This is a genomic window from Diaphorobacter sp., from assembly GCF_050251835.1.
Lineage (GTDB): Bacteria > Pseudomonadota > Gammaproteobacteria > Burkholderiales > Burkholderiaceae_C > JBFXIE01.
This window is the reverse complement of the sequence record NZ_JBFWLZ010000021.1, coordinates 15,163-28,636: the sequence shown is the minus strand read 5'-3', so window position 1 is coordinate 28,636 and position 13,474 is coordinate 15,163. Positions and strand designations below refer to the sequence as shown.

Genomic DNA, 13,474 nt, shown 5'->3' with positions numbered 1-13,474 from the left:
CCGCCCGAAGGCGGTTTCTTGCACAAGGCGACCGGCGATTACTGATCCTGAACCGAGAAGCTGGAACCGCAGCCGCAGGTGGTTGTGGCGTTGGGGTTTTTGATGACGAACTGCGCGCCCTGCAGGTCTTCCTTGTAGTCAATCTCGGCGCCCACCAGGTACTGGTAGCTCATGGCGTCAATGAGCAGGGAGACACCATTTTTGGTCATCGTGGTGTCGTCCTCGTTGGTGATCTCGTCGAACGTGAAACCATACTGAAAACCAGAGCAGCCCCCGCCCTGGACAAAAACCCGCAGCTTCAGGTCGGGGTTGCCCTCTTCGGCAATCAGGTCGGCCACCTTGGCAGCTGCGCTGTCGGTAAACAGGATGGGAGAAGGCATTTCAGTGTGGATATTCTCGGCAACGGCGCTCATGCAGGGCTCCTTGAGTCAGATTTTGTGGCTGATGGTAAGACAAAGCCCTGCTTGCCAGCACCCGGCGCCGGTTTGACGCCAATTGCAGTGTGGGCTTTTGCTTGCAAGGCGCAGCGGCCTGGCGGTGCAGTCCAAAGCCGGTCGCGAAAAACAAAAACCGCCACGAAGGCGGTTTTTGTTGCCGTGCAAGTGCTGCCAGCTTAACGCTTCGAGAACTGCTTGGCGCGGCGTGCGGAGTGCAGACCGACCTTCTTACGCTCGACCTCACGGGCATCGCGGGTCACGAAACCGGCTTGGCTCAGCGCGGACTTCAGCGTTGCGTCGTAATCGATCAGGGCGCGGGTAATGCCGTGGCGGGTTGCGCCCGCCTGGCCGGACTCACCACCGCCGTGCACGTTGACCTGGATGTCGAAGGTTTCGACATGGTTCGTGAGCACCAGCGGCTGCTTGGCGATCATGATGGAAGTCTCGCGGCCGAAGTACTGCTGAATGTCTTTGCCATTCACAGTGATCTTGCCGGAACCCTTCTTCAGAAACACGCGGGCGACGCTGGACTTGCGACGGCCGGTGCCATTGTTCCATTCACCAATCATCTCAAGACTCCTTAGATTTCCAGCGCCTTGGGCTGCTGTGCGGTGTGGGGATGCTCAGCACCGCCATAGACCTTGAGCTTCTTGATCATGGCGTAGCCCAGGGGACCCTTGGGCAGCATGCCCTTGACAGCCTTTTCCAGGGCGCGGCCAGGGTGCTTGGCCTGCATGTCGCGGAAGTTGGTGGCCGTGATGCCGCCGGGATAGCCGGAGTGACGGTAGTACACCTTGTCCAGGGACTTGGTGCCGGTCACCTTGAGCTTGGAGGCGTTGATGATGACGATGTAGTCACCGGTATCGACGTGAGGCGTGTAAATGGCTTTGTGTTTGCCGCGCAAACGGAGAGCAACTTCGCTGGCTACTCGTCCGAGGACCTTGTCGGTCGCGTCAATCACAAACCACTCGTGCACGACCTCAGCGGGCTTTGCGCTGAAAGTAGTAGTCATGAGTTTCTCTCTGGAAGAGGAAGGTTTGGGGCGGTCCTTTTCCACGGTCGGTGCTTTTCTGGTGAAAGCCTCTTAGGTGGGAGCATGCCTCGCCGCGGGACCCGTAAATCGCTGCGAAGCCCGCCATTATACGAACTTCGGCTCCGGGCGCCATCAATTAGAGTACATCTGGCGCCAACGCTCCTCCGCCTCGCGGCGCTTGCGGTTTTCCACGCAGACCGGGTGGCTGGCCATGCCGGGCTTCTGGCATTGCTCATGAATGCACATGGGGCGCGCCAGAAAGCTCGCGGACGCGCAGACCTCGTCCGGCCCAGGCGCGCGCGCAGGCAGCGCTGGGCTTGGCCGCGCGAGCGGCGAAGGCAATGCGCCAGAGGCTGGCTGCGCGGCCACGGGTGGTAACGGCTGCGTCGGCGCCGGTTCGACTGCGCGGCGCTGGGGCCGCACCTTCGGCGCGGGCAGTGGCGCGCTGGCCAGGCCTGTAGCGAGCGCCGCAGGCGCTGGCGGCAAAGCCGTGGTTTCTTCAGGGGGCATTACAGCCAGCGATTCAGACGCCGAGGATGCAGGCGGCAGCTCGGGTTTGGCCAATTCGGTGATGATTTCGCTGTCGGGCGTGGGGTAACGCGGTGCCTGTTCCCGCTGCCCCCACCACAGGCCCGCTGTCACGGCCAAGGCCGCCAAAGATGCCGCCATGGCCCATGCCATGCGCGACTGCCCGCCTGACTGCCCGCCTTCGCGGCGCCGCGAAGGTGCGTCTTCGGAAGCTGCCGTCACGCCACCGGACTGCACCAAAGACGCGGCAGTGTCTGTGTCCACTGGCGCAGACACCCCCGCGGCGCGCCGCCGCGCAGGCCGCTGATGCTGCGGGGGGCAGGCTTCTTGGGCGCAGGTGTCAGCAAAAGCCAGCGTGGCAGCGCCATCAGCGTCCACCACGGTCTCCTGAAAATCGTGCGGCTGCGCGTGGTCACCCGGCCCCGCGGCAGCCGCGCGGGCAACTGGCAGCGGCGCAGTCATGGCCTGCATCTGCCGCTGCACAGAGTGCGGCCGGGACGGCTGTGGCGTCGAATGCTGCAGCGGCAAGTCCTGCGGCTGCGACGGTGCCGTGATGTCAATGACCGGCTCGGCCACGCCTTGCGCATCCTTGCTTGACGGCTCCACCCAGATGTCGCCGAGCTGCGCCCTGAAGTCAAAGGACTCCAGCCCCGCTGGCGCCGATGTCATGCCCATGGTCTGCAAAAAGGCGTCGATGGACTGAGGCCGCTTCTCGGGCTGCAACGCCAGACATTGCGCGACGGCATCCACAAACGAACGCGAATACTCCACGCCAAACTGTTTGCGCACGGTGCGCGCCACGCGCGAGAAAGACACCATGCGATCACGGATCGCGCGCAGCGTGGCAGGCAGCGGGGTGTCGTTGCACAGGCAGCCATGCACCACGGCACCCAGCGAATACAGATCGCTCCAGGGCCCGGGCTGCAGGTGGGCGTCTGCGTCCATGTACTGCTCCAGCGGCGCGTAGTTGACCTTGAGCACGGCGGTGTGTTTTTGACCATGGTCGCTGATCGCCCGGCGCGCGGCGCCCAGATCCAACAGCACCGGTGGCCCCTGATCCTGCAAAAAGATGTTGTCGGGCGAAATGTCGCGGTGCAGCGTCTGCGCGTCATGCAGCACGCGCAGCGCGCTGGTTACCGACCACAGCACCTTGCGCAGCCAGTCCTCGGGCGGCGGCGTGCGCATGTGGGCGCGCGCCTGCTTGAGGGTCATGCCGCTGTACAGGGGCATGACCATGTAGGCCGTCTGGTTGGCCTGCCAGAAGCGAAACACCTTGACCAGTGACGGGTGGTCAAACTGCGCCAGCAACCGCGCCTCTTCCACAAACGACGCCAGCCCCGCCTGGAACGAAGGCTCGTCCGACACCGAACGCACCCGCAGCGACTGCCCGTCCACACGCCCGGCCAGCGCCGTAGGCATGTACTCCTTGATCGCCACGAAACGCAGTAGTGAATGGTCAAACGCCTGATAGACCATGCCGAAACCGCCCACACCCAGCAGCGCCACCACCTCGAACTCATCCAGCCGGGTGCCGGGTGGCAGCGCATCGACGTGGTGCGCGATGCTGGCAGGCGTGGCTTGTGGAGGAACGACAGACATGGTGGGAACGTGATCGCGTTGTGCGGCTGACAGGGCCGCCAAAAACAGTGGTCGGGCGGGGGGTGTCAGATTGTGCCCCGGATGCATGTCGCCAACGCGACCGCGCAACCAGCCAAAGCCACCTGTCCCGCTGCACGGGCCGCCAGGCCGCTACCATGCGCACATGTTCAGCTATCGCCACGCCTTCCATGCAGGCAACCACGCCGACGTGCTCAAGCACACGGTGCTGATTGCCACCCTGCAACACCTTCTACAGAAAGACGCGGCCCTGACCGTGCTGGACACCCATGCCGGCGCAGGCCTGTACCGGCTGGACGGGGACTACGCCAGCACCAGCGCGGAGTCTGCCGACGGCATCCAGCGCCTGGTGCCGCCCGCCACCCCGCCCGCCCTGGCGCCTGCGCTGCAGGCCTATGTGGACATGGTGCGCGCCTTCAACCAGGGCGACGCCACGCGCGTCTATCCCGGCTCGCCCTTCATCATCCATCGGCTGCTGCGCGAGCAAGACAAGCTCAAGCTGTTCGAGCTGCATCCCACCGACGCGCGCTCGCTGGCGGGCAACGTGGCGCAACTGGACGCCGGGCGCCAGGTGGCGGTGCTGCAGGAAGACGGCTTTGAGGGCGTGAAAAAGTTTTTGCCCCCGCCGGCCCGCCGCGCACTCTTGCTGTGCGACCCCAGCTATGAACTCAAGAGCGACTACGGACGCGTGCAGGACATGGTGCAGGACGCGCTCAAGCGCTTTGCCACGGGCGTGTATGCCGTGTGGTATCCGATCATTCCGCGCCCCGAGGCGCATGACCTGCCGCGCCGCCTCAAGACCCTGGCCGTCAAGGCCGGCAAGCCCTGGCTGCACGCCACGCTGACGGTCAAGTCCAGCAAAGTGGGGCCATCGACCGACGGCGAGCCCGGCAAACGGCCCGGCCTGCCGGCCAGCGGCATGTTTTTGATCAACCCGCCCTTCACGCTGCAGGCCGCGCTGCGCGAGGCCCTGCCGCAGATGGCCGAGCTGCTGGCCCAGGACCGGCATGCCGCCCATGCGCTGGAGTCTGGCGGGGGCTGAACCCGACTGCCGCCAGTCGGCCCGCCGTCACCGGCGTTTGCGCTGCGGCTTGCCCTGCGGCTTGCGTGTGCTGGCAGCCTTGCGCGGCGCGGGTTGCTGCAGGGCCTGTTCGGCATTGCGCGCATCCAGCCCCAGGCGGGCGCCCTCGATGGGTTGCTCCAGGCTATCGGGGCAGGACTCCTCGTCGGCGCCCAGCTGCCACAGCTCCACCGGCTTGATGCCCAGCCCCACCATGCCCAGCTCTTCGGCGGCAGCGCGGCTCAGGTCGATGATGCGCCCGGGCGTGAACGGCCCGCGGTCGTTCACGCGCACGATGACCGTGCGGCCATTGACCAGGCTGCGCACACACAGGCGCGCGCCAAAAGGCAGGCTGCGGTGCGCGGCGGTGAATTCATCACGGTCATAGCGCTCGCCGTTGGCGGTGCGCCGCCCGTGCAGGCTGTCGGCATACCAGGACGCCACGCCGCTGGCCAGCAGCACCGGCGGCTCCGGCTCCAGCAGGCGCAAGGCGGGCTCGCCCGGGCCCTCGCCCGGCGCGCGCCCGGGCTTGAGCCGCAGCGCGGGCGTGGCACGGCCTTCCTGCTCGATCAGCCGGGGGCGTGCCAGTGAGGGCGTTGGCGCCGCAGCCTGTGGCGATGCAGCAGCGGTGGGCGGCGCAGGCGCAGTCTCCGCAAGAGGCTGCGGTGCAGCGCAGCCCGCGAGGGCTGCCGCCACAAGCGCAGCGCCGCCCGCTGCAGGCAGCACACGCGCGGACAGACAGCGCGATAAAAAGTGGGACAGGCGGGACATGCCGCGCACTGTAACGCCCCGCCGCCGCCCCGCGCCCAGCCCCTGCCGGGCGCGGGGCGGCGGCGGGCGCTGCGGGCGCTACAGCCCGAGGCGCTCGCAAATTTCCAGCGTGACCGCGCTCTGGTTCATGGTGTAGAAGTGCAGCCCCGGCACGCCTGCGTTGCGCAGCTGGTCGCACAGGTCGGTCACCACGTCCAGGCCGAAGGCGCGGATGGACGCCGCGTCATCGCCAAAGGCCTGCAGCCGCAGCCGGATCCAGCGCGGCACCTCGGCGCCGCAGGCGTCGGAAAAGCGCAGCAGCTGCGACGCGCCCGTGATCGGCATGATGCCCGGCACCACCGGCACGTCGGCGCCCAGCTTGTGCGCGTCATCAACGAAGCGAAAGTACGCGTCGCTGTTGAAGAAATACTGCGTGATGGCGCTGTCGGCGCCCGCGCGCACCTTGGTGGCGAAGGCCTGCAGATCCGCCTCGGGCGACTTGGCCTGGGGGTGGACTTCGGGGTAGGCCGCCACTTCGATATGGAAATCGCGCCCCGTCTCGGTGCGGATAAAGGCCACCAGATCGCTGGCGTACTGGAACTCGCCACCCAGCCCGTAGCCGCTGGGCAGGTCGCCGCGCAGCGCCACCAGGCGCGTCACGCCCATGGCCTTGAGCTCGGCGAGCTGCTCGCGCACGCTGGCGCGTGTGGCGCCGATGCACGAAAAATGCGACGCCGCGCTCACGCCCTCGGCCAGAATTTCGCGCACGGTGTTGAAGGTGCCCGCCTGCGTGGAGCCGCCCGCGCCGTAGGTGACCGAGCAAAACTGCGGCCGGCGCACATACAGCTGCTGGCGCACGGCGCGCAGCTTGTCCGCGCCCTCGGGGGTCTTGGGCGGGAAGAATTCAAAACTGACCGGTAAGGCCATGGAAAGGCTCATGCCTTCCTCCTTGCATGGATGAAAAATTCGCGGTTGCCGTCGCCGCCCTCGATGGGGCTGTCCAGCCAGGCCAGCACCTGCAGCCCCAGACCGTCGCAGCATTCGCGGATGCGCTGCTCCACCTGGGCGTACAGCTGCACATCGCGCACGATGCCGCCCTTGCCCACCTGGCCGGGCTGCAGCTCGAACTGGGGCTTGACCAGCATCAGCAGCTGGCCCTGGTCTTTGAGCAGCGGCACCAGCGCGGGCAGCACCAGCGTGAGCGAGATGAAAGACAGGTCACCCGTGACCAGATCAAACGCCGGTGTGATGTCCACACCCTCGGTGCCGGCGCGGCGGCGGCGCTGCACCGGCAGCGCGCCCTCGGCGCGAGCTTTGGCCTTGGCGGCGCGCTCGGCCTTGAAGTGCTCGATCTCGTGTTCCTTGGCGTCGCCGCTGTCGTCGTACTCGTCGTCCACCAGACCGCCGTTGCGCATCCAGGCATAGGGCGCCTGGGGCTGGGTCTCGTTGTCTTCTTCGTCCTCGATGACTTCGGACAGTGCAAGGTCGCAAGCCTGGCGCAGCACATCGGGCGTCAGGGCGCGGGCATTCACACCCTCCACGCAGACCACGCGCGCGTCGTGGCGCAGGCGCTCGTGCAGCTGGCCGTGGCCCACGTCCACGCCAATCACCTGCGCCGCGCCGCGCTGCAGCAGGCAGTCGGTGAATCCGCCGGTGCTCTGGCCCACGTCCAGGCAGCGCAGGCCGGCCGGGTCCACGCCCGCGGCGACCAGCGCGCCCTCCAGCTTGAGGCCGCCGCGCGAGAGGTACCTGGCCTCGGCCGCGTCCAGCAACTGCACTTCGGCAACATCAGGAATGTCGTCGCCATTCTTGGCCACCTTTTGCCACGGTGTCAGCGGCGACAGCCGCCACTGCACGCCCGCGGCAATCAGCCGCTGGGCCTGCGAGCGGGTGCTGGCATGGCCACGCTCCACCAAAAACACGTCTGCGCGCATGGCGCTGCTCCTTGGAATGACTGCCTTGAAAACCAGAACATCAAAAACAATAGCTGCCTGCGCTTGCTGTGCATGGGCTGGATGCCAATTTGGTCTTGAATGACGACAGGATATGGCTCTGTCCGGCAGCCCTCACCCCCTTCCAAGGGGATAGGGAGCGACACCACCACCGCAACAAGCGTGCGGGGCGGGCACATCGTCAAAGCAAATCAGCCTCAAGCCCTTACGGGACAAGCGTCAGCAGCTATCAAATCTGATGCATCAATAGCGGTAGGTATCGGGCTTGTAAGGGCCGTTCTTGTCCACGCCGATGTAGGCGGCCTGCTCGTCGCTCAGGGTGGTGAGCATGGCCCCCACTTTCTTGAGGTGCAGGCGCGCCACCTTCTCGTCCAGGTGCTTGGGCAGCACATAGACCTTGCCGGCCTGGTAGCGGTCGGAATGGCAGAACAGCTCGATCTGCGCAATCGTCTGGTTGGCAAAGCTGCTGCTCATCACAAAGCTGGGGTGGCCGGTGGCGCAGCCCAGGTTCACCAGGCGGCCCTTGGCCAGCATGATGATCTTTTTGCCGTCAGGGAAGATGATGTGGTCCACCTGGGGCTTGATCTCTTCCCACTGGTATTTTTCAACCGAGGCGATGTCGATCTCGTTGTCAAAGTGGCCGATGTTGCAGACGATGGCCTGATCTTTCATGGCCGCCATGTGGTCGTGGGTGATGACGTGCTTGTTGCCAGTGGCGGTGACGAAGATGTCGGCCTTGTCGGCGGCGTATTCCATGGTCACCACCTTGAAGCCCTCCATCGCGGCCTGCAGGGCGTTGATGGGGTCGATCTCGGTCACCCACACCTGGGCGCTCAGCGCGCGCAGCGCCTGGGCGCTGCCCTTGCCCACGTCGCCGTAGCCCGCCACCACGGCCACCTTGCCGGCAATCATCACGTCGGTGGCGCGCTTGATGCCGTCCACCAGCGATTCGCGGCAGCCGTACAGGTTGTCAAACTTGCTCTTGGTGACCGAGTCGTTCACGTTGATGGCGCGAAACAGCAGCTCGCCGCGGGCGCTCATCTCGTTGAGGCGGTGCACGCCCGTCGTCGTTTCTTCGGTCACGCCGATGATCTCGGCGCTCTTGCGGCTGTACCAGGTGGGGTCTTGCGCCAGCCTGGCGCGGATGGCGGCAAACAGCACGCGCTCTTCCTCGCTGCCGGGGTTGGCCAGCACGGATGCGTCTTTCTCGGCGCGCTGGCCCAGGTGCATCAGCAGCGTGGCGTCGCCGCCGTCATCCAGGATCATGTTGGGGCCTTCGCCTTCACTGCCCTTGGGGCCGAAGTCGAAGATGCGGTGGGTGTAGTCCCAGTAGTCCTGCAGCGACTCGCCCTTGATGGCAAACACCGGCGTGCCGGTGGCGGCGATCGCGGCGGCAGCGTGGTCTTGCGTGGAGAAGATGTTGCACGACGCCCAGCGCACCTGCGCGCCCAGGGCCTGCAGCGTCTCGATCAGCACGGCCGTCTGAATGGTCATGTGCAGCGAGCCGGTGATGCGCGCGCCCCTCAAAGGTTGGGCGGCGGCAAACTCGTCGCGGATCGCCATCAGGCCGGGCATCTCGGTCTCGGCAATCTTGATTTCCTTGCGGCCCCAGGCGGCCAGGGAGATGTCGGCAATCGCGGATTCGGGGGTGTGCTTGAGGACAGCGCTCATGGTGGTTTCCTTCATGAAAGTCTGAAAAAACCGCGCCTGTCGGGGGATGCAACTCACCGCACCGCAAGGCGTGGGTGAGCGTCGTTGCTGTGGGGGGGTAACTTCCGAGCCTCGCGCCCCGCCTTGCTGGGGGACGCTGCAACGCTCCTCGGAAGCCGCCATTTTAGCCGACTGGCTCGGACAAAGAGGCAATCCGGGGTCACTGAACTGACATGCCTGCGCGATTCAATCAGGCCCAGCTTTGGTCGGCACCGCCATGCACTTTTACGAATTCTGCGAACCAGCGCCCCGCAGTCCAGCCCTGCACTCGAAAAGAGAAACCCTTTGACGTGAAGCCAGCGCCACTCTCTTCCATGCCCTTCTTCGCCTTGACACGGGCACACCGTATTGGCTGTGACTGGCAACTGCTGCTCTGTCTGGTGACCCTGTACGCCGTGCGCCTGGCTCTGGTGCACGTCCTGGGGCAGGCGGGCGTCGGGCTGCACGTAGATGAAGCCCAGTACTGGCACTGGTCGCGCCAACTTGAATGGGGCTACTACTCCAAGCCGCCGGGCATCGCCCTGCTCATCGCCCTGTCCACCGCCCTCCTGGGCGACGGACTTGTCGGCGTGAAGGCGCTGGCCATGGCCTGCTACCCCGCCACGGCCTGGGTGCTTGGCCAACTGGCCCGCGAGATGGCCGCGTCGGCGCTGCCGCAGCCCCACGCCCCGGCGTGGGCAGGCCGGCTGGCCGCGCTGCTGTTCATCACCACCCCCCTGGCCGGAATGCTGGGCCTGGCGGCCACGACCGATGCGCCGCTGCTGCTGGCCTGGGCGCTGGCCATGTGGGCGCTATGGCGCGCCTTGCACTCCATACACCAGGCTGACGCCCTGCGCGCATGGCTGCTGTTTGGCCTGGCACTGGGCGCCGGGGCTCTTTTCAAATACACCATGGTGGTGCTGGCGGTATCGGTGCCTTTGCTGCTGTGGGTCCGGCGCGGCCGGGCCACCGCCACCCGCGACCTTCGCGGCGCAACCCTGGCCGCAGCCATTTCGGCGCTGGTCGTGTCACCCAATCTCTGGTGGAACCATGCGCACGGCTGGCCAACGCTGCAGCACACTGCAGACATCACCCTGGGGGCACGCTCGGCGCCAGCCTGGGCCTCGCTGGCGGAATTCATCGGCGGCCAGTGGATGATGCTGGGCCCGCTGCTGGGACTGGTGCTGCTGTGGAGCGCCGCGCGCTGGTTGCGTGCCAGCACCGGCGTGCAGCCGCAGCAAGGCGAGGCCCTGCGCTTTGCCTGGTACTGCGCGCTGCCGCTGCTGTGCGTGGGCGCTGCGCAGGCCTGGCACGCACGCGCCCAGATCAACTGGACGGCGCCCGCCATGGCCGGCCTGGTGCTATGGCTTGCGCTGTGGCTGGCGATGCAGCGCGCCCAGGGCGCGCGCTGGCCGGTCAAAGCTGCCTGGGCCGCTGGCGTGACGGGGCTGATCCTGGCCACGGCTGTGGTGCTGGCACCGGACGCTGCGCGCGGTCTGGGCCATCCGCTGGGGCGCAACGCCGACGTCTGGAGCCGCATGCGGGGATGGGATGCGGCCTTTGAAGCGCTGCGCGCCGAGGCGGCGGCCCGGCCCGGCGCCACGGTCATCGGCGCCGACCGCACCGTCATCGCGCATGGCGCCTACGCCTGGCGCAACCTTGATCTGAACTGGACCGCCCTGCCCACGTCGCACCCGCCGCGCCACCACTACGAAATGACGGCACATATGCCCGCCCCCGGCAGCGCGGCGCAGCGGCGCGGCATCCTGCTGCTGGGCCGGGAAGCACCGGCAGCGGAAGTCTGCGCCCGGTTCACGCGCTGCCAGGTGCTGGCGTCGGCGCGCATCGACATCGGCCCGGGGCAGACACGCGAACTGCAGTTGTGGGAGGCAACGCCATGATGTCCATGCCTGCGAGACTGCGCGCCCGTAACGCCGAGTGGTCTCTCTGGGCCTTGGCCATGCTGGCGGCAGTGTGCACATTCAGCCTCTGGCCCGAGTTGGACTTGGTCATCAGCGCGCAGTTCTACACGCCAACCATTGACCCGCCTTTTGCGATGAAAAACTGGCTGGGGGTGGATGCACTCTACCGGGCCGTGCCCTGGCTCGGACGACTAGTGCTCGCCACGAGCGCGCTGCTCGTCACGATTGCGTACTGGCGCCCGCAGTGGCTTACCCCGCGCTGGCGCCGTCGCGGCAAGGCGATGCTGCTGGTCGCGCTGCTGGGCGGGGTGCTGCTGGTCAACGTGGGGCTCAAGGAACACTGGGGCCGTCCGCGGCCCACCGCTACCACGCATTTCGGGGGCGCCAAGCCCTTTCAGCCGGCGCTGCAACCCTCGGCCCTGTGCCGCAGCAACTGCTCGTTCGTCAGCGGCCATGCCGCCACGGGCTTTTGCCTGCTTGCACTGGGTCTGACCGGCGCGCCTGCCCTGCGGCGGCGCTGGCTGCTGGCGGGCTGGGTTCTGGGCGGCACCTTCGGCATGGGCCGTATCGTCCAGGGGGGTCACTTTGCCAGTGACGTGATCTTCTGCGGGCTGTTCATCTGGGGCTGCGCCCTGGCGGTGCGCGAGGTCTGGCTGAGGCTGCGCGTGGCGCAGCGTGGCGCGACACGGCGCAGCACTGGGTGCCCCGGCATGGTCCACGGCGGGCTTTCATTGCGCCAGTCCGATTCGCACTGAATGCGGCCCTTCCCGCTCCTGAGCGACAATCAGCGGCTGCCCGCCGGCCGCGTGCGCCGCGCGGCGTGTTGACCCCGCCCTTCCAAATCCCGTGACCTTCCAGACCGAAACCCGGCGCCGCCGGACCTTTGCCATCATCTCCCACCCCGACGCGGGCAAGACCACGCTGACCGAAAAGCTGCTGCTGTTCTCGGGCGCGATCCAGATCGCGGGTGCCGTCAAGGGCCGCAAAGCCAGCCGACACGCCACCAGCGACTGGATGGAGATCGAAAAGCAGCGCGGCATCTCGGTGGCCTCCAGCGTGATGCAGATGAGCTACCGCGACCACGTCATCAACCTGCTGGACACGCCCGGCCACAAGGACTTCTCGGAAGACACCTACCGCGTGCTCACCGCCGTCGATTCGGCGCTGATGGTGATCGACGCGGCCAACGGCGTGGAGGCGCAGACGCGCCGCCTGATCGAAGTGTGCCGACAGCGCGACACGCCCATCATCACCTTCGTCAACAAGATGGACCGCGAGGTGCGCGACCCGCTGGACATCCTGGACGAGGTGGAGCGCGAGCTGGGCATGCCCTGCTGCCCCATCACCTGGCCGGTGGGCCAGGGCAAGTCGTTCGGCGGCATCATCAACCTGCGCACGCAGACCATGACGGTGTTCGCCCCCGGCAGCGAAAAGCGCCCGCAGGACTTCGAGGTGATTCCCCTGGCCGAAGCAGATCGCCTGCGCGCGCGCTTCGGGCAGGCGTTTGACGATGCGCTGGAGAGCATGGAGCTGGCGCAGGGTGCGTCGGCCGAATGGAGCCACGAGCAGTTTTTGGCCGGCAAGCTCACGCCCGTGTTCTTCGGCTCGGGCGTGAACAACTTCGGCGTGATGGAAGTGCTGGACGCGGTGGTGGACATGTCGCCGCCGCCCGGCCCGCGCAAGAGCTCGCTCATCGTCAACAAGCAGCCCGTCGAAAAAACCGTGCTGCCCGAGGACGAGGGCTTCTCGGGCGTGGTCTTCAAGGTGCAGGCCAACATGGATGCCAACCACCGCGACCGCATTGCCTTCGTGCGCGTGGCCAGCGGCAAATACACCCCGGGCATGAAGCTCAAGGTGCAGCGCACGGGCAAAGAGCTGCGCCCCACCAGCGTGGTCACCTTCATGAGCCAGCGCCGCGAGGCTGTCGAAGAAGCCTACGCGGGCGACATCATCGGCTTCACCACGCACGGTGGCGTGCAGCTGGGCGACACCATCACCGACGGCGCCAACCTGCAGTTCACCGGCCTGCCCTTCTTCGCGCCCGAGATGTTCATGACCGTGGTGCTGCGCAACCCGCTGCGCACCAAGCAGCTGCAACAGGGCCTGATGCAGCTGGGCGAAGAAGGCGCCATCCAGGTCTTCAAGCCCGAGGCGGGCGGCAACATGCTGCTGGGCGCCGTGGGCCAGCTGCAGTTTGAAGTGGTGCAGCACCGCCTGAACACCGAGTACGACTGCGACGTGCGCCTGGAAGCCTGCCAGTACACCGGCGCGCGCTGGATCACCGCCGACACGCCGGCCGAGCTGCGCGAGTTCGAGAACGCCTACCCCCTACGCATGGCGCGCGACGCGGCCGACACCCTGGCCTACCTGTGCACCAGCCCGTACGACGTGCGGCTGGCGCAGGAGCGTTTTCCCAAGATCCACTTCCACCCGCTGCGCGAGCATGCGGGACTGGCGCTGCAAAGCAGCTGATGAGCCGCCGATGA

General features: G+C 66.8%; 12 protein-coding genes and 1 riboswitch. Of the genes, 4 read left to right on the top strand and 8 right to left on the bottom strand.

The window, feature by feature from the left end:
- Window positions 1-38 precede the first annotated feature (38 nt).
- From erpA to AB7E35_RS08985, 4 genes are all read right to left on the bottom strand, one after another.
- Window positions 39-413, bottom strand: a complete 375-nt coding sequence (gene erpA, locus AB7E35_RS09000) for an iron-sulfur cluster insertion protein ErpA (protein ID WP_428162326.1) — start codon at window positions 411-413, stop codon at window positions 39-41.
- Window positions 414-613: 200 nt separating this feature from the next.
- Entirely contained in the window at window positions 614-1,006 is a 393-nt protein-coding gene (gene rpsI, locus AB7E35_RS08995) for a 30S ribosomal protein S9 (protein ID WP_011797079.1), read from the bottom strand.
- 11 nt (window positions 1,007-1,017) lie between these two features.
- Entirely contained in the window at window positions 1,018-1,449 is a 432-nt protein-coding gene (gene rplM, locus AB7E35_RS08990; RefSeq protein ID WP_428162327.1) for a 50S ribosomal protein L13, read from the bottom strand.
- A 153-nt stretch (window positions 1,450-1,602) separates the two neighbouring features.
- On the bottom strand, window positions 1,603-3,597 hold the full coding sequence (locus AB7E35_RS08985; protein ID WP_428162328.1) for a protein kinase domain-containing protein: 1,995 nt from the start codon (window positions 3,595-3,597) through the stop codon (window positions 1,603-1,605).
- Between the two features lie 163 nt (window positions 3,598-3,760).
- On the opposite strand from AB7E35_RS08985, the gene AB7E35_RS08980 reads away from it, so the two are divergent.
- Complete coding sequence (locus AB7E35_RS08980; RefSeq protein ID WP_428162329.1) at window positions 3,761-4,657, top strand: 23S rRNA (adenine(2030)-N(6))-methyltransferase RlmJ; 897 nt, start codon at window positions 3,761-3,763, stop codon at window positions 4,655-4,657.
- A gap of 27 nt (window positions 4,658-4,684) precedes the next feature.
- On the opposite strand, the gene AB7E35_RS08975 is transcribed toward AB7E35_RS08980, so the two are convergent.
- The 4 genes from AB7E35_RS08975 to ahcY form a co-directional block, all read right to left on the bottom strand.
- Complete coding sequence (locus AB7E35_RS08975; RefSeq protein WP_428162330.1) at window positions 4,685-5,446, bottom strand: septal ring lytic transglycosylase RlpA family protein; 762 nt, start codon at window positions 5,444-5,446, stop codon at window positions 4,685-4,687.
- 78 nt (window positions 5,447-5,524) lie between these two features.
- Window positions 5,525-6,364: a methylenetetrahydrofolate reductase [NAD(P)H] gene (metF, locus tag AB7E35_RS08970; protein ID WP_428162331.1), complete on the bottom strand. Its 840-nt coding sequence runs from the start codon at window positions 6,362-6,364 to the stop codon at window positions 5,525-5,527.
- Window positions 6,361-7,359 (bottom strand): TlyA family RNA methyltransferase, encoded by a 999-nt coding sequence (locus tag AB7E35_RS08965; protein WP_428162332.1) that lies wholly within the window; start codon window positions 7,357-7,359, stop codon window positions 6,361-6,363. Before AB7E35_RS08965 ends, metF begins: the two co-directional genes overlap by 4 nt.
- A 261-nt stretch (window positions 7,360-7,620) precedes the next feature.
- Window positions 7,621-9,048 carry an adenosylhomocysteinase gene (gene ahcY, locus AB7E35_RS08960; protein ID WP_428162333.1) on the bottom strand — a complete coding sequence of 476 codons (1,428 nt, stop codon included), beginning with the start codon at window positions 9,046-9,048 and terminating at the stop codon, window positions 7,621-7,623.
- Window positions 9,049-9,117: 69 nt separating this feature from the next.
- Window positions 9,118-9,204: riboswitch (S-adenosyl-L-homocysteine riboswitch) on the bottom strand.
- Between the two features lie 197 nt (window positions 9,205-9,401).
- On the opposite strand from ahcY, the gene AB7E35_RS08955 reads away from it, so the two are divergent.
- From AB7E35_RS08955 to AB7E35_RS08945, 3 genes are all read left to right on the top strand, one after another.
- Window positions 9,402-10,967: an ArnT family glycosyltransferase gene (locus AB7E35_RS08955; RefSeq protein ID WP_428162334.1), complete on the top strand. Its 1,566-nt coding sequence runs from the start codon at window positions 9,402-9,404 to the stop codon at window positions 10,965-10,967.
- Window positions 10,968-10,972: 5 nt separating this feature from the next.
- Complete coding sequence (locus AB7E35_RS08950) at window positions 10,973-11,743, top strand: phosphatase PAP2 family protein (RefSeq protein ID WP_428162335.1); 771 nt, start codon at window positions 10,973-10,975, stop codon at window positions 11,741-11,743.
- A 91-nt stretch (window positions 11,744-11,834) separates the two neighbouring features.
- Window positions 11,835-13,460 (top strand): peptide chain release factor 3, encoded by a 1,626-nt coding sequence (locus tag AB7E35_RS08945; RefSeq protein ID WP_428162336.1) that lies wholly within the window; start codon window positions 11,835-11,837, stop codon window positions 13,458-13,460.
- Window positions 13,461-13,474 lie beyond the last annotated feature (14 nt).